The 19,845-nt window shown below is 65.5% G+C and carries 21 protein-coding genes; 12 read left to right on the top strand and 9 right to left on the bottom strand.

The window, feature by feature from the left end:
• Positions 1 to 19: 19 nt before the first annotated feature.
• Positions 20 to 616, bottom strand: a complete 597-nt coding sequence (locus tag WDN01_09470) for a 2OG-Fe(II) oxygenase (GenBank protein MEJ0026244.1) — start codon at positions 614 to 616, stop codon at positions 20 to 22.
• A 709-nt stretch (positions 617 to 1,325) separates the two neighbouring features.
• Here WDN01_09470 and WDN01_09465 point away from each other — a divergent pair.
• The 4 genes from WDN01_09465 to WDN01_09450 are packed head-to-tail and all read left to right on the top strand — an operon-like array spanning position 1,326 to position 3,314.
• Complete coding sequence (locus tag WDN01_09465; GenBank protein MEJ0026243.1) at positions 1,326 to 1,649, top strand: hypothetical protein; 324 nt, start codon at positions 1,326 to 1,328, stop codon at positions 1,647 to 1,649.
• Between the two features lie 30 nt (positions 1,650 to 1,679).
• Positions 1,680 to 2,213, top strand: a complete 534-nt coding sequence (locus tag WDN01_09460) for a tail fiber protein (GenBank protein MEJ0026242.1) — start codon at positions 1,680 to 1,682, stop codon at positions 2,211 to 2,213.
• Between the two features lie 44 nt (positions 2,214 to 2,257).
• Entirely contained in the window at positions 2,258 to 2,803 is a 546-nt protein-coding gene (locus tag WDN01_09455; GenBank protein MEJ0026241.1) for a tail fiber protein, read from the top strand.
• Between the two features lie 49 nt (positions 2,804 to 2,852).
• Positions 2,853 to 3,314, top strand: coding sequence for a GNAT family N-acetyltransferase (locus WDN01_09450; GenBank protein MEJ0026240.1), 462 nt, complete (start codon positions 2,853 to 2,855; stop codon positions 3,312 to 3,314).
• Here WDN01_09450 and WDN01_09445 read toward each other — a convergent pair.
• Positions 3,307 to 3,519 (bottom strand): hypothetical protein, encoded by a 213-nt coding sequence (locus WDN01_09445; GenBank protein ID MEJ0026239.1) that lies wholly within the window; start codon positions 3,517 to 3,519, stop codon positions 3,307 to 3,309. The genes WDN01_09450 and WDN01_09445 overlap by 8 nt on opposite strands.
• 279 nt (positions 3,520 to 3,798) lie before the next feature.
• The gene (locus WDN01_09440; protein ID MEJ0026238.1) at positions 3,799 to 5,133 is read right to left on the bottom strand and encodes an outer membrane protein transport protein; all 1,335 of its coding nucleotides are present in this window, start codon (positions 5,131 to 5,133) and stop codon (positions 3,799 to 3,801) included.
• A gap of 162 nt (positions 5,134 to 5,295) precedes the next feature.
• On the opposite strand from WDN01_09440, the gene WDN01_09435 reads away from it, so the two are divergent.
• Positions 5,296 to 6,729: an ATP-binding protein gene (locus WDN01_09435; protein ID MEJ0026237.1), complete on the top strand. Its 1,434-nt coding sequence runs from the start codon at positions 5,296 to 5,298 to the stop codon at positions 6,727 to 6,729.
• An 8-nt stretch (positions 6,730 to 6,737) separates the two neighbouring features.
• On the opposite strand, the gene WDN01_09430 is transcribed toward WDN01_09435, so the two are convergent.
• On the bottom strand, positions 6,738 to 8,183 hold the full coding sequence (locus tag WDN01_09430) for a class I SAM-dependent methyltransferase (GenBank protein ID MEJ0026236.1): 1,446 nt from the start codon (positions 8,181 to 8,183) through the stop codon (positions 6,738 to 6,740).
• 419 nt (positions 8,184 to 8,602) lie between these two features.
• Here WDN01_09430 and WDN01_09425 point away from each other — a divergent pair, with 419 nt between their 5' ends.
• From WDN01_09425 to egtD, 6 genes are all read left to right on the top strand, one after another.
• The gene (locus WDN01_09425; protein MEJ0026235.1) at positions 8,603 to 8,887 is read left to right on the top strand and encodes a hypothetical protein; all 285 of its coding nucleotides are present in this window, start codon (positions 8,603 to 8,605) and stop codon (positions 8,885 to 8,887) included.
• A 303-nt stretch (positions 8,888 to 9,190) separates the two neighbouring features.
• A complete protein-coding gene (locus WDN01_09420) occupies positions 9,191 to 9,736 on the top strand; it encodes a sigma-70 family RNA polymerase sigma factor (GenBank protein MEJ0026234.1) in 546 nt (181 codons plus the stop codon).
• Positions 9,733 to 10,377 (top strand): DUF1109 domain-containing protein, encoded by a 645-nt coding sequence (locus tag WDN01_09415; GenBank protein MEJ0026233.1) that lies wholly within the window; start codon positions 9,733 to 9,735, stop codon positions 10,375 to 10,377. Before WDN01_09420 ends, WDN01_09415 begins: the two co-directional genes overlap by 4 nt.
• A gap of 65 nt (positions 10,378 to 10,442) precedes the next feature.
• Positions 10,443 to 11,138: a peptide-methionine (S)-S-oxide reductase MsrA gene (gene msrA, locus WDN01_09410; GenBank protein ID MEJ0026232.1), complete on the top strand. Its 696-nt coding sequence runs from the start codon at positions 10,443 to 10,445 to the stop codon at positions 11,136 to 11,138.
• A gap of 71 nt (positions 11,139 to 11,209) precedes the next feature.
• Positions 11,210 to 12,400: an ergothioneine biosynthesis protein EgtB gene (gene egtB / locus WDN01_09405; GenBank protein MEJ0026231.1), complete on the top strand. Its 1,191-nt coding sequence runs from the start codon at positions 11,210 to 11,212 to the stop codon at positions 12,398 to 12,400.
• Positions 12,397 to 13,350 (top strand): L-histidine N(alpha)-methyltransferase, encoded by a 954-nt coding sequence (egtD, locus tag WDN01_09400; GenBank protein ID MEJ0026230.1) that lies wholly within the window; start codon positions 12,397 to 12,399, stop codon positions 13,348 to 13,350. Before egtB ends, egtD begins: the two co-directional genes overlap by 4 nt.
• Here egtD and WDN01_09395 read toward each other — a convergent pair.
• From WDN01_09395 to msrB, 3 genes are all read right to left on the bottom strand, one after another.
• Positions 13,347 to 14,168 (bottom strand): thioesterase family protein, encoded by an 822-nt coding sequence (locus WDN01_09395; protein ID MEJ0026229.1) that lies wholly within the window; start codon positions 14,166 to 14,168, stop codon positions 13,347 to 13,349. The two genes, egtD and WDN01_09395, sit on opposite strands and share 4 nt — an antisense overlap.
• A gap of 19 nt (positions 14,169 to 14,187) precedes the next feature.
• Positions 14,188 to 15,018, bottom strand: a complete 831-nt coding sequence (locus WDN01_09390) for an alpha/beta fold hydrolase (protein ID MEJ0026228.1) — start codon at positions 15,016 to 15,018, stop codon at positions 14,188 to 14,190.
• 100 nt (positions 15,019 to 15,118) lie between these two features.
• Complete coding sequence (msrB, locus tag WDN01_09385; GenBank protein MEJ0026227.1) at positions 15,119 to 15,592, bottom strand: peptide-methionine (R)-S-oxide reductase MsrB; 474 nt, start codon at positions 15,590 to 15,592, stop codon at positions 15,119 to 15,121.
• Positions 15,593 to 15,754: 162 nt separating this feature from the next.
• On the opposite strand from msrB, the gene WDN01_09380 reads away from it, so the two are divergent.
• A complete protein-coding gene (locus WDN01_09380) occupies positions 15,755 to 15,937 on the top strand; it encodes a CsbD family protein (protein ID MEJ0026226.1) in 183 nt (60 codons plus the stop codon).
• A gap of 51 nt (positions 15,938 to 15,988) precedes the next feature.
• Here the strand turns inward: WDN01_09380 and WDN01_09375 are convergent, their stop codons facing one another.
• Both WDN01_09375 and WDN01_09370 read right to left on the bottom strand, forming a co-directional pair.
• The gene (locus WDN01_09375) at positions 15,989 to 17,866 is read right to left on the bottom strand and encodes an ABC transporter ATP-binding protein (GenBank protein ID MEJ0026225.1); all 1,878 of its coding nucleotides are present in this window, start codon (positions 17,864 to 17,866) and stop codon (positions 15,989 to 15,991) included.
• Positions 17,863 to 19,656 (bottom strand): ABC transporter ATP-binding protein, encoded by a 1,794-nt coding sequence (locus tag WDN01_09370; protein MEJ0026224.1) that lies wholly within the window; start codon positions 19,654 to 19,656, stop codon positions 17,863 to 17,865. The genes WDN01_09375 and WDN01_09370 overlap by 4 nt, the downstream gene beginning before the upstream one ends.
• Positions 19,657 to 19,845 lie beyond the last annotated feature (189 nt).

Below are 19,845 nucleotides of genomic sequence, written 5' to 3'. Positions count from 1 at the left end.
GACGCGCCGCCTCCGTGCCTCAGCGGCCGGATTGCGTCGGAGCGGCGCGAGCTTCGTCGGTCCGGGCGGACACCGTCCGCTCGCTGACCCAGCAGTTTATGGCGAATCTCGAATCCTCGAATTGTCCGGACGCCACGCTGACGGGAAGCACCTCATGCGGCGCCCAGGACGGAAATACGACGAGCTGATTGCAGATCGGTTCGATGTCCGCGGAGGCCCGGGGTCCCGCCCCTCGGCCGAATGCATGAAGCCGCAGATTGCCGCCGTCGAATTTCTTCGGCTGCCGGAAAAAATAATATACCGCGGTCAGCCGCCGGTCGCCTTCGCGCGAATTGCCGTTTCCGTAAGCCGTATCGAGATGCGTTCCGTGATGGGCGCCGTCTTCATAGGCGACGACTTCCAGCTCGACCTCGCCGATCGAAAACGACGTTACTCTCAGCGCGTCCAGGAACGACGGCACGGATGCGAGAATGCGTTCCGCGAGTTCGGAGCCCAGCGGACCCGTCATCTTGGCGCGCCGGCAGGTGCGCCGCCTGGGATCGATCCTGTGATCGCCGACCATCGCGGGCTTGAACCGGCGTTCGATCGACGACGCATATTCAAGCAGTTCGGTCACGGCCGGATCCCGCAGAAATCCTTGCACGGTCAGATAGGGGGGCAAGACGTTTTCTAGCGACATCATGCCTTCTTTGCGCGGCCCGGAGGACTGGCGACGGGATGGCTTCGTCACACCGGCAATTGTGTCAGGGCCCGAACGGCAGATCAAATTGTTTGTGGATCGCGCGCGCTGCGAATCGATCCGATCCGACGCGTTCCGCGCACCGGTCGCCCCTGCCGGTGTCGATGTTATACGACCCGATTGGAAAGGCCTTTCCCAAGGGTGTCAAGAAGACAGCAAGACATCGTCCGGATGTATTCGGATGGCAACATGCCGTTCATTTATGTTACAGTCCTCATTCGACGTAATGTTATTGTAATGTCATCGAAAAATGATTTCGCAGCGTCATGGACAGGAAAAAACAGTTTTACGCCTTATTGTACGCGTGCTAGACTCGATGATAACTTCCTTTTGTCGGCGATTCCGCCAAGTCCCAAGTTTTCATCCAAGAAAACCTCTTCGGTCTTAAGGAGCTGCCATGGATTTTTATCTGGGTCAGATCGGTATTTACGGGTTCAATTTCGCGCCGCGGGGTTGGTCCTTGTGCACCGGATCGATTCTTCCCATCGCGCAGAATACGGCGCTGTATTCGCTGGTCGGAACGACATATGGCGGCAATGGGCAAACGACCTTCGGCCTTCCCGACCTTCGTTCGCGGACACCGATCATGTTCGGCCAGCAGACGTCCATGGGCGAAATGGCGGGCGTCGAAAACGTGACGCTGTTGACGACGGAAATGCCAGCGCACACGCATGCCATGGCGGTCAACAACGCCCCGGCGACGGCGAAACTCACGGCCAATAGCGTATTCGCGGCCGGTACCGACGGGACAAATCCCTTGCCGGCCTATATCGCGCCGGGCGGACAGGTCGTGCTGAACGCCGGCACGATCGGGATGTACGGAGGCAACCAGGCGCACAGCAATATTCAGCCCTGTCTCGCGGTGAACTTCTGCATCGCGACGACGGGCTATTACCCCGCACGGAACTAGGCGAACGGCAACGATTTAAGGACACGAACCATGAGCGAACCTTACCTCGGCGAAATCCGCATGTTTGCCGGCAATTTCGCACCACGGAACAATGCCTATTGTTCCGGCCAGATATTGGGCATCCAGCAGAACACCGCATTGTTCTCTTTGCTCGGGACCTATTACGGCGGCAACGGGCAGACGACCTTCGCCTTGCCCGACCTGCGCGGCCGCATACCGGTCAGCATGGGGCAGGGCCCCGGACTGAGCAACTACACGATCGGCGAGCAGACCGGTACCGAGAGCGTGACCATCACGACCAACACGACGCCGATGCATACGCATATGATGATCGTGTCCGGCTCGAACGCCAACGCGGCCACGCCGGTGGGGAACCAGCCCGCGGCCGTTCAGGCGCCCTATACCGGGCTCTGGGTCTCGCCGGCGAACGGCACCGGAAACGATCCGATGAATGCGAACAGCCTTCTCCCGATCGGCGGAAACCAGCCTCACGAGAACCGCATGCCGGCGCTTGCGATCTCCTTCATCATCGCGCTGCAGGGAGTTTTCCCCAGCCGCAATTGATCCATTCCAGAGATCCACGGGAACCACTTTCGGGAGCACGCCACATGTCGGAACCCTATGTCGGTCAGATTGCGATTTTCGCCTTCAATTTCGCGCCGCGGAACTGGTCGTTCTGCAACGGGGCGCTCGTGCCGATCGCGCAGAACGAGGCGCTGTTCACCATCCTCGGCACGACCTATGGCGGCGACGGGCGCAACACGTTCGGCCTGCCGAACATCCAGGACAGCACGGTGATGAACATCGGGCAGGGCCCGGGCCTCTCGAACTATGTCCTCGGTCAACATTCGGGCTCCGCCGAGGTGACGCTGACGCAAAACCAGATTCCGTTGCATTCCCACGCGGTCAACGGGCAAAACGCGGCTCAGCCGACGGCTTTCGAGCTCGTTCCGCAAACGAGTTATTGGGTCGGTTCGCGCGAAGGCGGGGCGAAGACGGACTTTCAGTTCACGCCGAATCCGGCCGCCGGTCAGACCTTCGCGCCGTCGGTGATTTCGGTCACCGGCGGTTCGCTGCCGCACAACAACGAACAGCCCTATCTCGGGATGAACTACTGCATCGCGCTCTATGGAATATTTCCGTCCCGCAACTAGGCCGGCGAACGCGGGCGCCGTGCCGACGGCGGCGCCCGAGGGAACGGTTTTGCGCGACGCGGAGGCGGGCGACGTTCCGTTCCTGCGCGCGCTTTTCGGTTCGGCGCGCCCCGATGCGCAGGTGCTGGCATCGTGGCCGGCGCAGCAGCGCGAGCTTTTTCTGGACGACCAGTTCCGTTTTCAGAGCATGCATTATCGCCGGGTATACGAGCATGCCGACTTTCTTATCGTCGAGCGGGAGGGCAAGCCCGTCGGCCGCCTGATCCTGGACCGGCGCCCCGACGACTGGCGTATCGTGGACATCTCCTTGCTGCCGCAGTCGCGCGGTCGAGGCCTGGGGACGGCGCTGTTGCGCGCCGTGCAACGGGAGGCGGTCTCGGCCGGCGCAAAAACCGTCAGCCTGAGCGTGGAGAACGCCAATCCCGCCCGGGCGCTCTACGCGCGGCTGGGCTTTGTCGAAGGGGAAGACGGCGGCACGCACCTTGCCATGGCCTGGCCTGCGGTCAGTTGAACACCGCCTCATAGACTATGCCGTCGCGCTCGCGACCGATCGGCACGATGAAGATGTTGACCGTCCCGGTCCCCGCATTCTTGAAGGGATAGGTCTTCTGCGGCAGGACGACCGGGTTCTGGCACTTGAAGTAGAGGGTGAAGGGCTCCGCTCTCAGGCCGGCAACGACGCGCGGCGGCCGGCGCCGGGCCTCGACCAATGTCATATCCAGGGAGGACTCGCCGAGGGAAAGCGAGAATATCTCGTGCAAGTGTCCGGCAAATAGCTCGTAAGGATAGGCTTCGATCATTGTTTCAGGAACCGCCCGCTGCCGCGGCGGATTTTTGTCTTATGCGGTGCAGTTTGTAAAGTTCGAGCGGCAATTCCGCAGTCGTTCCGGCGCTGCCCGGCCGGACTTATCGCCCGAGCCGAAAGATAACGGTTGCCGCAATGCAGAAGCGCTGAAGAATGCGCGAGCGCGACGCCTTGCATCTTGATGGATTATCTAATTGGGCCGCCAGCTCAGCTCCAGCCCCGCCACGTCGACGTAGGACTCCGTCGTGCCGGCAAGCGTTCCGCGCAGGGCGGCCCCCGGCGCCACCGGGTTCAGCGCCACCGGCGTCGACAGGTTGAACAGCCGCGACGCCGTGACGTTGAGGTCCATGTCGTCGTTCAGCTTCACCCGCGCGCCCGCCGACAGCCAGATGCGGTCGGCATCGGGAATGCGCGGCTCGCGCGTCGCGTCGGTCGCCGGGCTCTCGTCATAGGCGACGCCGGCGCGCAGCGCCCAGCCGGGGCTCGCGCGATATTCGACGCCGAGCGATCCGAACAGCGTGTCCTTCCATTTCAGATCGGTGACGTCTTTCGGCTGCGCGGGATTGGCCGCGATGACCACGAGCTGGCGGGCGCGGCTCCAATGCGTCCAATCGAGCTCCGCCATCCCCGACCAGCGATCCGAGAAGTCCATGCGCGCGCCCGAGGTGATCATGTCGGGCATGGTGATCGGCGTCGTCTGCCGCGTATCCGCGAACAGCCCGGTCAGGCCCCGGATCGTCGCGCCGACGCCGGCACCGTCCAGCGTGAACGTCAAAGGTCCCTTGAGATCCTGCTGCAAGGACGACCGGTAGGCGATGCCGAGCGTCAATCCGGGCGCAGGACGCAGCATCGCGCCCAGCGTGTAGCCGAAGGTCCAGTTGGTGCCGCTGACCCGTGCGAAGCTGTCCTGTCCGCCGGGCACGGCGCCCGGAATGCCGTTCAGCGCGCCCAGCGTTCCGGTATCGATGGTGCTGGTCAGCGTGCCCTTGGCGTATTCGATCTGCAGCCCGGCGCCGAGCGTCACTTCGGGCATGAGCCGATAGGCGATCACCGGCGTCGCATTGACCGTCAGAAGCTCGGACTTTCCGGCGTAGTAACGTCCCGTCCAGCCCGCCGGATAGTCGGTGCGAAGTCCCCAGGGCGCGGAGATCGAAAGCCCCACGGTCAGCCGGTCGCTCAGCCTGTGGCGCAGGCCGAGCGCCGGCACCAGCGCGTCGCTGATGAAGCCGCTGGGGTGCGTGCCGCCGCCGGTCGGATTGCCGGCCGACGTCGCGGCCGTCGGATAGGTGGCGCTCGATCCGGGCAGGATCGCGACCAGGCTGACCGACACGTCCGTATCGGCCACGCCGGCTGCCGCCGCCGGATTGTACACCATCGTACTGGCGTCCCGGTCGCTCGCGGCCGCGCCGGCATAGGCGGCCGCCATGGCATCGGCGCTGTGTTCCTTGAGGCCATAGCCGGCCGCCGCGGCGGGGGCCGCGCCCAGCGCGAGCCAGAGGGCGGCGAAACGGGCAACACGGCGCATGCAAGCGGGCTCCTGGCTGCGATGGGACATGGCGGTGACGGTTCCAATCCTTTCAATTGAATGAACGATGAATGTGGCCCGTTAACCCAGAGCGCTATGCAAATCTTTACTCGCGGTGCGGATCATGGGGTGGGATATCGTATCAAGGCCTCTGGTTACAGGATGCAGGCGCCACTCCAAGACGGTACGGGAACGGCCGAACACGGTTACGAAGTCGATAAGCTGCGACTTCGCTTCCGCGATTCCGCGGTCGAGGCGCGCTACCGCATCGAAAGCATCAACGAATCCCGCTCGCTGATCCGCACCTATCTGATCGCGGCCGCGCTGCTCTATCTGACCTTCGGCGCGCTCGATGCCCAGGTGGGCGGACCGATGGTGGGCGCCCTGTGGTTCATCCGCTATGGCGTGGTCTGTCCGGTCCTGGTGGGCGCGGCGCTGCTGACCTATGTCCCGGCTTTCGCCCGGTTCGCGCAGACGGTCGTCTCGATCGCGATGATCACGCCGGGTCTGGGCATCGTGGCGATGACCGCGATCATGCCGGCGCCGTTCAACAGCTTCTACTATGCCGGTCTCATCATGGTGGTGATCTACGGCAGCTCGCTGGTGCGTCTGCGCTTCGTCAATTCGCTCCTGATCTCGCTGACGCTGGTGGCGCTCTACCAGGTCGTCTCGACGCAGATCAATCCGATCCCGTTCAAGCTGTGGCTCAACAACAATTTCTTCCTGGTGATGGCGACCGCCGTCGGCCTGTTCTCCGGCTACATCCAGGAGCTCTATATCCGGCGCAGCTACCGCGCGCAGAAGGTGATCGAGGCCAAGAACGCCGCCGCCAACGTGCTTCTGCTCGAGGCCGACAAGGCCAACCGCGCCAAGAGCGAATTCCTCGCCAATATGAGCCACGAGCTGCGTACGCCGCTGAACGCGATCATCGGCTTCTCCGACATCCTGAAGAAGGAGCTGTTCGGCTCGATCGGCAACGAGCGCTACGCCGAATATGTCGGCGACATCAACGACAGCGGCCTGCACCTGCTCGCCATCATCAACGACATCCTGGACCTCGCCAAGGCCGAGGCCGGCAAGCTGACGCTGCAGGAAGACGACATCGACATCGTGCGCTGCCTCGACGACGCGGTGCGCATGTGCCGCGGCCGCGCCGCGGCCGGCGGCGTCGAGATGACCTTCGCGGACGCGAACAAGGAGATCTATGCCTGCGTCGACGAGCGCGTCCTGCGCCAGATCGTCCTCAACCTGCTCACCAACGCGATCAAGTTCACCCGCGAGGGCGGGCATGTCGGCCTTGCCGTCGCCGTCGAGCCGGACCGCGGCATCGTCATCCGCGTGACCGACACCGGCATCGGCATCTCGCCGGGCGACATCGGGCGCGTCATCCGCCCGTTCGAGCAGGTGGAGAACGTCCTCTCCCGCAGCCATGGCGGCACCGGCCTCGGCCTGCCGCTCACCGCCAAGCTGACCGAGTTGCATGGCGGCCGGCTCGACATCGAGAGCCAGGTGGGGCGCGGCACCACCGTGATCATCTCGCTGCCGGCCGAGCGCCTGCGCGCCGCCCCCGTCAAGCGGCTTCTGAAGGCCGTCTGACAAGGCTTTCAGCCCTTGCGTATGAACAGCATCCGCACGCGCCCGGTCCGCTCGGTCTCCGTCCAGGCGCGCGCCGCGTTGAGCCCCGCCGCCCAGTCGATCATGTCGGCATCGTTGCGGTAGTGCAGCGTCCAGTCGGTGATGTACTCCATCGGCCAGTAATTGCTCAGCGGGCATTCGTTCATGTTGCCGATGATGAGCAGGCCGCCGGGCTGCAGCAGGTCGAAGAGCTGCTTGACCAGCGCCTTGGCGCGATTGTGCGTCAGGTAATCCAGGAGCCCGACCGAATAGACCAGATCCTGGGGCGGCAGGCCGGCGAGCCCGTCGGTGCCGCGCAGGATGTCGGTGAAGGAGAGGTTCAGCCCCTGCACCTTGATGCGGCCCTCGGAGTTCAGCACGTAGGGATAGGTCGACTCGTGCGCGTAGAGCAGGGCGACCTCTTCCTGGTCGATCAGCGAGAATTCGACCCGGTTGCCGCCGGCCGCGTGGCTGGACAGGAACGAGCCGACTTCGCGGGCCGGCCCGCTGCCCAGGCTGGTGATGCGCGCCGGCCGGCCCTCACCGCGCTCGCGCACGACGTCGGCGATATGCGTGCGCACGACTTCCATGCGGGTGCGAATGCACTCGGCGACCTCCAGGCCGATGCGGTGCATCAGCATCTCATAGGCGTCGGCGCCTTTGCGTTCCCAGTCATAGACCTGGTTCATGATCTCGAAATCGCCGGGATAGCCGAGCGGCTTGGCGTAGGAACGGTCCCAGATCGCGCCTTTGCGCAATTCGGGCGTCAGCACCAGCTCGGTGTATTCCTTCGCCGCCTCGCGCATGTCGCGGTCGGCGATCATGCCGTGGGTCAGGTCGTTCCCGGCCCGCCACAGCGCGCGCCATTGCTGGATCAGCCTGGGCTCGCAGGTCTCGAAGGCTTCCACCTGGTCGAGGCCGTGGCGGAACTCGCTCGCCGCCGCCGAATTGGATTCGAGCAGCGAACGGTAGGACCGCAGCAGGCGCAGCACGTCGGCGCAGAAGGCGCGGTATTCGTGCGGCACCAGATTGACCGTGTCCGTGCCGAAGGCCGGGGAGCGCGCCGCGATCTGCGCCTGGGTGTTGCGCGTCAGGAGCTTGTCGAACTCGACATAGCGGTCGACGAAGGTGAAGGCGAGCTTGGAGCCGAACACCGTGCTTTCCGAGCGGCAGACCCGGGCCGAGCTTTCGAAGATCGGCAGGCCCGATTGCTGGATGCTCAGCGCGACCGTCTCGCCGACTTCCGGCAGGTCGTCATGGCTCTGCTTCGACAGCGCGGAGAGCCCGCCCAGGCTGATGTCGTGGAGGCGGTAGGCGGAGGCGCGCACGCGCACGCGCGGCGCCAGCGAAGGAAACATCCGGCGGGCGTCATAGCGCGGCGGACGGAAGCGGACTTGGCGGCCCGAAGACCCTTTAAGCTCTTCATACGCAAGCATCGTGGTACCCCTGTGAGAACAACCTGGTTCCCTCCTGAAGGCACCCCATCGCGCCCGTCTTCGCGGACGCTATTCCCAGAACCCGGCGCCGGTCGTTGAGTCGCCCGGTCGGCAGAAAGATCGTTAACAATGTCTTAATAGCCGAAAGAGTGAGCCGAATCAATCGGATGCCGTCCCCTCATTTGAGGGGATGGGTTTGGTTAACCGTTAACCTTGGTAAACGACGCGCCAAGTGATTCAAATCCTTCTGCAATTTGAATCGGTTAACGATGCAATCCGCACACCGGTTGAAGTTGTTACCGGGACGTTAACCATGGCGTCTTCGCGGTGCCTATTCGTTAAAATGCGTAGGAACCGTCTAGCCCGGCGTTAGCGGGTTCCCGCGCAGACTTCGCCCGCGTCGAACGGAGGGTGAGGGCATGTTCCTCTATCGCGTGAAGGTCGAAGAACTCGATGCCTCGCGTCTGCTGTCGCTGAAGAACGATCTCGCGCGCAGCGAGCCGGTCCTGCGCGCGCAATGTCCGATCCGCGAGATGAGCGTCGTCGGCGAAGACGGCGACGCGAAGCTCGACATCTATCTGGCGCTCGACGATTTCATCGGCGGCGCGCAGTTGAAAAAGCTGGTGGCGCAACTGAACGCGATGCTCGACATGTGGCCGAGCCGCACCAAGCCGCGCGTGAGTTCGGAACTCATCCACATCTGAATGCATCGCCCCATGCGGCAGGGCGTTTTGCCCGCCGTGGAATAGGCAGGGCGCGGTCCGATCGGACGCCGCGAAGCCGTAGGCCAATCGCGCGGTATCCGAAGGAAAGATGGGCGGGACGCCGGAGGGGCAGGGCGCCCCGCCCACTTCCGGGGCGGTTATCGCGGGGGGGACTTCGTGCGAGCCGCCCAAGACGATGGCCGTTACGACCGCAATTCGAACCGGACCGCCCCGCGGTTACAGCTCCGGCGAATTTTGCGCGGGCATCGGCGGCGATGTAACCTTTCCCGCACGCTCGCGAATGTGAAAGGTAAGGCGCTGGTCGAAGCGGAAGCGGAGCTGAAGGCGCTGATGGTCCGGTCCCTTGCGGGCGACGGTGCGGCCTATCGCGAGCTGCTGCGCAAGCTGCAGGGCTTTCTGCGCGCCTATTATGCGCGCCGCGTCGGACGCGCGGCCGAGGCGGAGGATCTGCTCCAGGAAACGCTGATTGCCATGCACACCCGCCGCCAGACCTACGATCCCTCCCGGCCGTTCACGGCCTGGGTGTACGCCATCGCGCGCTACAAGCTGATCGACTATTTCCGCCGCACCAAGCGCCGCGCCGAGGATCCGCTGGACGATACCGATACGCTGTTCTCGTCGGCCGATGCGCAGGCTGCGGAGGCCCATCTCGACGTCGAAAGGCTGCTCGGCCGGCTGCCCGAGAAGACGCGCCGGCTGATCCGCGACGTGAAGATCGAAGGCCTGTCGACCGCCGAGGCCGCGGCGCGCCACGGCATGTCGGAATCGGCCGTGAAGGTCGGCGTGCATCGCGGGCTGAAATCGCTGGGTCTCGGGGACAAGCCATGAAGACCGACGATCTCATCGACGCGCTGTCCACGGATCTCGAACCGGCGCCGCCGCGCGCGGTCGGGCGCCGCCTGACGCTGGGCCTTGGGCTCGGCGTCGTGGTTTCGGCGGCGCTGATGGTTTTGTGGCTGGGCGTGCGCGCCGATCTCATGCCCGCGATGATGACCGGCCCGTTCTGGATGAAATTCGCCTATGCGCTCAGCGTCGCGGCGCTGGGCTTCGGGCTGATCGACCGGCTGGCGCGGCCGAACGGCGAGGGCGGCGTGTTCGGGCCGCTCATCCTGGCGCCGCTCGGCGTGATGGTCGCGCTGGCGGTCTATCAACTGGCCCAGGTGCCCGGCGATCGGCGCATGCCCCTCGTCATGGGCGCATCGTCCCAGGTCTGCGCCGTCAACATCGTGGTGCTGTCCATTCCCATCGCCGCCGGCCTGTTCTGGAGCCTGAAAGCGCTCGCGCCGACGCGGCTGACGCTGGCCGGCGCGGTGGCCGGCACGCTCGCCGGCGCCGCCGGAACCCTGATCTACGCGTTCCACTGCGATGAGAGCGCGGCGCCCTTCGTGGCGATCTGGTACACGCTCGGCATCGCGGCGGTCGGACTTCTGGGCGCCATCTTCGGCCGCGTCCTGCTGCGCTGGCAGTGATCCGCGCGCCGCGTGTAACCGTAATGGTGCCCTGACGAACTAAGGCTCGAACACGGGAGAGACCTATGCTTCGCACCCTTCGCAACACGGTTCTGGCCGCCGGGATCGCTGCGGTCTGCGGCCTGTCTTCGGCCTGCGCCGGAGATCTCGACAAGCCCATCCCCGCCGCGAAGGTCGACGAGGCCAAGACCGGCGCGCCCGCGAGCGAGACCGCGGTTCTCGCCGGCGGCTGTTTCTGGGGCCTGCAGGGCGTGTTCGAGCATGTGAAGGGCGTGACCAAGGTCGTGGCCGGCTATTCCGGCGGCGCCAGGGAGACGGCGGCCTACGAACTGGTCGGCACCGAGACGACCGGCCATGCCGAATCGGTCGAGATCACCTTCGATCCGCGCCTCGTGTCCTATGGCGATCTGCTGCGCGTCTATTTCTCCGTGGCGCACGATCCGACCGAGCTCAACTTCCAGGGTCCCGACAGCGGCCCCAGCTACCGCTCGGAGATATTCTTCGCCTCGCCGCTCCAGGAAAAGATCGCCCGCGCCTATGTCGCGCAGCTTGGCGCCGCGCAGGTCTTCGGCGCGCCGATCGTGACGAAGATCGAACCGCTCAAGGGGTTTTACGCCGCCGAGGGCTATCATCAGGACTTCCTGATCCGCAACCCGACTTATCCCTACATCGTCGTCAACGATATGCCCAAGATCGAGGCATTGAAGCGGGTCTGGCCGGCGCTCTACAGCGAGAAGCCGGTCATGCTGGCGCAGAAGTGAGCTGCTGACATAAAAGGGGGAACTTTCCTGCTATTGTCCCCGTTGACCAGACGCAGCGAGGGCTATCCGTCATGGCGAGAGAGGCGACAATTCCCGCCGAGACCGATTCGGCATCGTCTCTGCTCGCGGACTACGCGGCCGTGCGCCGCCACACCGAAGCCCTTGCCGCGCCGTTGTCGGCCGAAGACCAGAACGTCCAGTCGATGCCGGACGCCAGTCCGACCAAATGGCATCTGGCGCATACGACATGGTTCTTCGAGGCGGTCGTCCTGGGCAAATTCCAGCCGGACCATCGGCCGTTCGACCCTGCCTATGCCTATCTCTTCAACTCCTATTATGAGGGGCTGGGGGCGCGCCATCCGCGTCCGCAGCGCGGCCTGCTGAGCCGGCCCGCGCTCGACGAGATTCTCGAATACCGCCTCCACGTCGACGAAGCGATCGCCCGGCTGATCGAGGAGCACGCGACGGACGTATCGGAGCTCCTCACGCTCGGACTGCATCACGAACAGCAGCATCAGGAGCTCATCCTCACCGACATCCTGCACGCCTTCTCCTGCAATCCGCTGCTCCCGGCCTATGCGCCGCAGCTTGCCGAGGCCGTGCGCCCGGCGGCGCCGCCGTCCTGGATCGGCCACCCCGGCGGCATCGTCGAGGTCGGCCATGCCGGCGCGGGGTTCGCCTTCGACAACGAAACGCCGCGTCATCGCGTGCTCCTGCGTCCCTTCCGCATCGCCGCGCGCCCCGTCACCAACGGCGAATTCCTCGCCTTCATCGCGGATGGCGGCTATCGCCGACCCGAATTCTGGCTGAGCGACGGCTGGGCCTTCGTGCAGCGCGAGGCGCTCAACGCGCCGCTTTATTGGCTGGGCGAGCCGGGCGGCTGGCGGGCCTTCTCGCTGCATGGCCCCCATGCGCTTGAAGAGCATGCTCCGGTCGCCCATGTCAGCTTCTACGAAGCAGCGGCCTATGCCGCATGGGCGGGAGCGCGCTTGCCGACCGAATTCGAATGGGAGGCGGCCTTGCCGCCGGGGCAGGGCGCGGTGTGGGAATGGACGCGGTCCTCCTACGATCCCTATCCGGGCTATCGCCCCTTCGAAGGCGAGGTCGCCGAGTACAACGGCAAATTCATGAGCGGGCAGATGGTCCTGCGCGGCGGATCGGTCGCGACGCCGCGCGGCCATATCCGTCCGACCTACCGGAATTTCTTTCCACCGTCCGCGCGCTGGCAGTTCAGCGGCATACGCCTGGCAGGTGACGCATGAGTGCCGCCGCGATCAATCCGAAGACCCGCGACTGCGCGTTCCGCGACGCGCTGCTCGAAGGCCTGTTCGGCACGCCCAAGAGCATTCCGGCGAAATTCTTCTACGACGAAGTCGGCTCGGCCCTGTTCGAACGCATCACCACGCTCAAAGAATATTATCCGACGCGCACAGAGCTTGCGATCCTGACCGGCAATGTGCGCGAGATCGCGGCATTGATCGGCCCCGATGCCGAGCTGGTCGAGTTCGGCGCCGGTTCGCTGCGCAAGGTGCGCATCCTGCTTGACGCCTTGAAGAGCCCGCGCGCCTATCTGCCGATCGATATCTCCGGCGACTATCTGATGGACGTCGCGGCCACGCTGCGGGACGATTATCCGGGGCTGCGCGTGCGGCCCGTGATCGCCGACTTCACCCGCGCCGTCGCGCTGGGGCCGCTGACGGGCGGCGCGCGCCATCGCGCCGGCTTCTTCCCGGGCTCGACGATCGGCAATCTCGGCCGCGCCGAGGCCGTCGCCTTCCTGCGCCAGGCGCGCCAGACCTTGAACGGCGGCGGCCTCCTGATCGGCGTCGACCTGGTGAAGGACCCGGCGATCCTGCACGCCGCCTACAACGACGCCGAGGGCGTGACGGAAGCCTTCAACAAGAACCTTCTCTTCCGCGCCAACCGCGAGGCCGATTCCGCATTCGATCCCGGCCGCTTCGCCCACTACGCCTGCTACAATCCGCGCGAGCAGCGCGTCGAGATGTATCTGGTCAGCCTGGCGGAACAGCGCGTGCGCGTCGCCGGCGAGATCGCGAGCTTCGCCGAAGGCGAGGCGATCCACACCGAGGATTCGCAGAAATACACGCTGGACGGCTTCCGCGCGCTCGCCGCCGAAGCCGGCTACATCCAGCGCCGCGTATGGACCGATCCCGCGCGCCTCTTCAGCGTGCAGTGGCTGGAAGCGGCCTAACCCCGCGGCGTCACCAGCATATGGCTGGAGCCGGTGGCGAGCAGGCGCCCATCCTGCGACCACACCCGCGCCGTGCCGTGGATCAGCCCATTGCCGGCGGTCGGCGAATGCACGTCGACCAGCAGCCACTCGCCGCCGCGGGGATCGTCGTGAAACCACGCCGACACGTCGAGGCTGGGTGCGATGTAATTGGGATAGCCGCTGCGGATGCCGCGATGATGCGCCGGCCATAGCAGCGTGTCGATCAGCAGCAGCGGCCGCGCGCAATCGACGAATGCGCCTCCGCCGCTGTCGAAGCCGGAAAAGCGGAACCACTCCTGGACCACCGCGCCGCCGGGATGCGGGTCTTCGCGGGTGAACAGCTTCAGCGGCCGTACTTCGAAATTGTCGAAGAACTCCCACTTGTCGCTCCGGCGCGGCACGAGCTCGCCATAGGATTTGAGCGCGTCGGGTCCGGGCACGTCCGGCATCGCGAGATCGTTGGTGTTCGGCCCCACGCTGCGGTCGGTGGTCCACACCTGCGCCTGGAGGAAGCGCCTGCCGTCCTGGACCAGTGCGACGTTGAAGCACCAGGCCGAGCGGCCCTGCCGCGCCGGCTCGACGACCGCCTCCGCCTCCGCGAATTTTCCGGCCGAGAGATACTGCACCGAAATCGTCGCCGGACGGTGTCCCGCCGGCGCCCGCGCCCCCGCCGCGCGCAAAGCGATCGCGGCGACATAGCCGCCGTTCGGTCCCCAGATCTCCCAGTCGCGCGACAGCGTGGCGAAGAGCTTGCCGTCGCGTTCGACCAATGCGGTATTGTCCTGAAGCTTGCCCATGCCCCCGCCCGTTTCGAAACTAGATCCCGCCGTCCAGGAACTCGAACACCGTCGCCTTGAACAGCGCGTGGCCGACGATCGAGAAATGGTCCATGCCGGGAATGACGACGGCGCGGCCATCGGCAAACGCCTTGGCGAGCGGCGCCGGATCGCCGGCGAGCTCGTCGCGCGCCCCCGCCACCGCCAGGACCGGCACGGACAGCCCCGCGACCTCTTCGCGCGTGAACGGCGCGTCCTTGGCGCGCGTCAGCGCCGCTAGCGCGAAGCGGTCTTCCTTCTGGTCGTCGGCGAACTGGCGGAAGCTTTTCAGCAGCGGCTCCGCGATGCTCTCGACATCGTCGGCCTCCATCGCCTCGGCCATCGGATTGCCGGTCAATTCGCGGCGCTCGAACAGTTTTTCGCCCGTGCCGCCCAGCGTCAGCGTCGCGAAGCGCTCCGGCGCTCTCAGCGCCGCCGCCAGCGCCAGCCGCGAACCCATGGAGAATCCCAGAACATGCGCGCGCGGGATGGCGAGATGGTCCATCAGCGCCAGGATGTCGCCGGCCATGTTCTCGCGGCCGTAGAGCGCCGGATCGTGCGGCTTGGCGCTCTCGCCATGGCCTCGGCAGTCGAGCGCCACGACGCGCATGCGCCGCCGTTCGAAGGCGCCGTACCAGCCGAGCCGCCGCCAGTTCTCCGCGCGATTGGAGGCGAAGCCGTGGACCAGGATCATCGGCCGGCCCTCGCCGGGGCCGCCGATGTCGTCATAAGCGAGCGTCAGCCCCTGGGATTTGAAAGCCACCATGACGGTATTGTCGACAACAGCTTCGAATTGCGCAACGGGATCGTCGTAAATCTCCCAAAGCGTCATTGCCCGGCCCACGCTGTCGCTAGGCCTGTCCGGGCAACCCGTTTTTCTCGCGGCCAAATTGCGTCGCCCGCATGAAGCGGGCGATGACGATTTCTTGTCATCAAGCCGGCTTGAAGCCCAGCGCGACGCCGTCCATGCAATAGCGCAAGCCCGTCGGCTTGGGGCCGTCGTCGAACACATGGCCCAGATGACCGCCGCAGCGGCTGCAATGCACCTCGGTGCGGCTCTCGATCCAGCTGTCGTCCGACGTGGTCTCGACGGCACGCGGCAGCGGCGCCCAGAAGCTCGGCCAGCCCGTGCCGCTGTCGAACTTGGTCGACGAGGCGAACAGGGGCATCGCGCAGCCGGCGCAGGTGAAGGTACCTTTGCGGTGCTCGTTCAGGAGCGGGCTGGTGTAGGGCGCTTCCGTGCCCTGCTCGCGCAGCACATGGTAAGCCTCGGGCGACAGCAGCTTGCGCCACTCGGCGTCGGTGTGCTGCACCGCATAGGTCTTGGCCAGGGCCGGCCACGCGCCCAGCGAGACGCCGGCGCCGCCCAGCAGCAGGGCTTGCAGGATGTTGCGTCTCGATGTCATGGCGGCCTCCGTTTGGTCCGGTATACGACAATTCGGCCGGACTGGATTTCGGTTACGCGGCTCCGTTCCCGTAAGTGCAAAATATATAAGCAGACGGTTCCCGGAACGCCGCCGTCCGGGGGGACGTTTCCTCTCTGCATTTCCCAAAAACGGAGAACGACAATGGACAAGGATCGCATCGAGGGTTCCGCCAACCAGGCCAAGGGCGCCGTAAAAGAAGCCGCCGGCAAGATCACCGGCGACTCCAAGCTCCAGGCCGAAGGCGCAACCGACAAGCTCAAGGGCAAGGTCCAGAACGCCGTCGGCGGCGCGAAGGACGCGGTTCGCGATCTCCGCGACAGCTAACGGTTCTTGCGTTCGCGCAAATCGGAAAGCCCGGCGAAAGCCGGGCTTTTTTTATAGCGCCGCTTCCTGGAACTGCAGCTCGTAGAGCGTTCGATAAAGTCCGCCTCTGGCGATCAGCTCCGCGTGCGTGCCGATTTCGCGCACTCGCCCTTCGGTCAGCACGACTATGCGATGCGCGTCCTTGATGGTCTGCAGCCGGTGCGCGATGATCACCGAGGTGCGACCCTCGGTCAGCTTCAGAAGCGCGTCCTGGATCACCAGTTCCGTCTCGGTGTCGATGCTGGCGGTGGCTTCATCCAGCACCAGCACTTCCGGGTTCATCGCCAGCACGCGTGCGAAGGCGAGCAATTGCCGCTGGCCGTGGGAGAGGTTGCGTCCGCGCTCGTTGAGCGGCGTGTCGTAGCCCTGCGGCAGGGCGCGGATGAAAGGGTCGGCATGGACCAGCTTCGCCGCCCGTTCCGCCACGTCGCGGGTGATGGCGGGATCGTTGAGCGCGATATTGTCGTAGACCGTGCCGGAGAAGATGTGGAAATCCTGCAGCACCACGCCGATCCGCGTGCGGATGTCCGACGGCTTGATCTGCATGATGTCGATGTCGTCGAGGAAGATGCTGCCGTCCGGCACGTCGTAGAACCGGCAGAGCAGGCGGATCAGCGACGTCTTGCCCGAGCCCGTCGGCCCCACGATGGCGATGCGCTCGCCGGGCCTTATGTCGAAGCTGACATCCTTCAGGATCGGATGCTCCGGCACATAGCCGAAGGTCAGGTGGCGGAATTCGACCTTGCCGTGCAGGTCGGGGGGCAGGGGCGTGGGATGCTCCGGCTGCTTCAGCGCCTCGTTCCAGTCGAGCGCCTGGAAGATGCGCTCGCCGCTCGCCATGGCGCGGAACACGATGTTCCACTGCTCGCCCATCGCCACGATGGGCCGGAACAGCATGTCGAGGAACTGGGTGAACAGCAGCAGCGTGCCGACCGTCATCTGCTGGTGCAGCACGAGACGGCCGCCGAACCACACGATGACCGCGATGCCGATATAGTTCATGCCGTCGATGAACGGGCCGTAGAAGCTCTCGATTGTCAGCGCCTTGCCCTCGCTGGCGCGGTTCTCGTTGTTGATCGCCGAATAGCGCTGGAAGTTGATCTTCTCGCGCCCATAAAGCTGCACGACCTCGATGCCGGAGAGGTTCTCCTGCAAATTCTCGTTCAGCCGCGATACCGTCATGCGGATGATCCGGTAGAGCGGGCGCGACATGCGCCGGAACATCCAGGTGAAGAACCCGGCGACCGGCAGGACCGGCAGCAATTCGAGCGTCAGCGTCGGCGACAGCGTCACCATGATGGTGATGGCGACGAAGAACGGCACGAACTGCCCGGCGAGCTGGCCGAAGCCGGCGAACAGCTCGAACAGCGTCTCGACGTCGTTGGCGACGCGCGTCATCACCCGGCCCACCGCGACGCGGTCGTAGAAACTGGACGGCAGATGCTCCAGATGCTCGAACAGATCGCAGCGCAGATCGCGCAGCGTGTTCAGCGTCGCCCGTCCGAACAGGATGCCGAAGCCGCGGCCCAGGCCGGCGGCGAGCAGGATCCACAGCATGTACTGGATGCAGGCCGCGATCAGCGGCGTCGTGCCGAGGCTTGCCGCGATCCAGCGGTTGAACGCCTCCTGCCCGAGATCGGCGAGCTCCGGTCCCTGATGCTTCAGCACGATGCCGTCGACCAAGACGCGGCTCATCACCGTCGGCGCCATGATCGCGGCGATGGCCGCGAGCAGCGCCAGCACCAGCGATCCGATCGCCTGCGCCCGATAGGGCTTCATCCAGTGCAGCAACCGGCGCACCTGCCCGACGTCGAGGCTCTTGCCGTAGACGTCGTCGTCGAAGGCGCCCTTCGGCCGGCGCGGCGCGGTCGTCACCGTTGCGTCGGTCATTTCGCCGCCTCGATCGGATGGCCGGTCTCGCGCTCGAGTTCGTGCACCAGTTCCTCGCGCCGCCCCTGTGCTTCCGCGAAACGGGCATAGATGCCGCCCAGCGCCATCAGCTCGGCATGCGTTCCGGCTTCCGCGATGCGGCCCGCGTCCAGCACGAAGATGCGGTCGGCGTGCCGCGCGGTGGAGACGCGGTGCGACACCAGCAGCGTCGTGCGCCCGGCGCGCAGCGTCTTCAGCCGCGACAGGATGTGTTCCTCGGTCTCGGTATCGACGCTCGAGAAACAGTCGTCGAGCAGCAGCACCGGCGTATCGCGGATCAGGCCGCGCGCCAGGCTGGTGCGCTGCTTCTGCCCGCCCGACAGCGTCACGCCGCGCTCGCCGACCAGCGTCTTCAGGTGATCGGGAAAGCGCTCGATCGTGTCTTCCAGGTCGGCCGCTTCGGCCGCGCCCCAGATCTCGTCCGCCGGCCGGTTCGGATTGTCATAGGCAATGTTGCGGCCGAGTTCGTCGGCGAACAGGAACGGGTCCTGCGGCACCAGCGCGATCTGCCCGCGCACCTGCGCGATCGGCAGGAGGCGGATGTCGCGCCCGTCGAGATAGATCGTGCCCGGCGGCGGATCGAGCAGCCGCACGATGGAGCGCAGCAGGGTCGACTTGCCCGATCCGACGCGGCCGAGGATCGCGATGGTCTCGCCCGCCTTCACATGCAGCGATATGTCGTTCAGCGCGGCCGTGCCGGTCGCCGCCGCCTTCGCGTCCGTCGCCCGTGCATCCTTGGCCGAGGCGCGCCGCGGATAGGTGTAGGACAGATGCTGCAAGCGGATGTCGCCGCCGATCTTGTCGAGCGGCTCGGCGTCCGGCGCGTCGCGGATCTCCGGCTCGTAGTCCAGGATCTCGAACAGCCGCGCGGCGCCGGACGAGCCGCGCTGGAACATCGAGACGATCTGGCCCGATTGCTGGATCGGCGCCACCGCCATGGCGAGATAGAGCGTGAAGGCGGTGAAGGTGCCGACGCTCATCTCGCCGCGCAATACCTGCCAGCCGCCGAAGCCCATGATGATCATCACGGCGAGGCCCGTGAACACCACCATCCAGGCGTTCAGCGCCGCGTTCAGCACCATCAGCCGGAAGTAGTTGTCGGCATAGGCGCCCGACACCGCCTTGAAGCGCGCGACCTCGCGATCCTCCTGCGCATGGGTCTGGATGGTGCGGATGCCGTTCAAATTCTCCTGCACCGACTCCGACAGCGAGGAGAAGCCCTCCTGCACCAGCGTCGACTGCTGGTAAATCCGCCGCGACAGGAAATAGCCCATGAAGGCGATGAACGGCATGATCGGCAGCAGCCACAGCGTCAGCTTCAGCGACAGCACCGTCATGAAGGCGAAGGCGACCAGGCCCGAAAAGCCGAGCACGATCAGCGTGCGGCTGCCGACCCCGATCAATTGCCGCACGAGATTGAGGTCGTTGATCGCGCGCGCCATCAGGTCGCCGGTGGGGAAGCGCGCGAAGAAGCGCGGCCCCTGCAATTCGAAATGCCAGTAGAGCCGCTCGCGCATGTCGTAGGTCACGGTCACGCCGACCAGCCGCACGAGCTGCCGCCCATAGGCGACCGTCACATAACGCGCCACCGCGAGCCCGAGAATGCCCAGGACCGGCCAAAGCAGCCGCGCGTCGCCGACCGTCACGCGATTGACGCCCAGGCGGACGAACAGGGGCATCCCCGCCTCGAACACGCGGCCGAGGCAGATGAAGAACATCCCGCCCCAGAAAGCCCAGCCATGTTTGTTCACGAGCGGGATCAGTCGCCAGAGCGGTCCCCGCGCCGTTCGCGGCTGTGTCTGTGTATCGGCGGCGGTCAAATGCACATCCGGCGCCTGGCGGCGCCGTTTCCCTGGGGCCGCGCGGGGCGGCTCGTTTTTCGTCTGAGTCGTTCGATTTTACGGACCTTGCCCAGCCCTTGCCAGTGGTTTCGCCGGGCC

Source organism: Rhizomicrobium sp. (genome assembly GCA_037200985.1).
Taxonomy (GTDB): Bacteria; Pseudomonadota; Alphaproteobacteria; order Micropepsales; family Micropepsaceae; genus Rhizomicrobium.
Note: the sequence above shows the minus strand (reverse complement) of the source record. Positions and strands in the feature narration are given on the sequence as shown.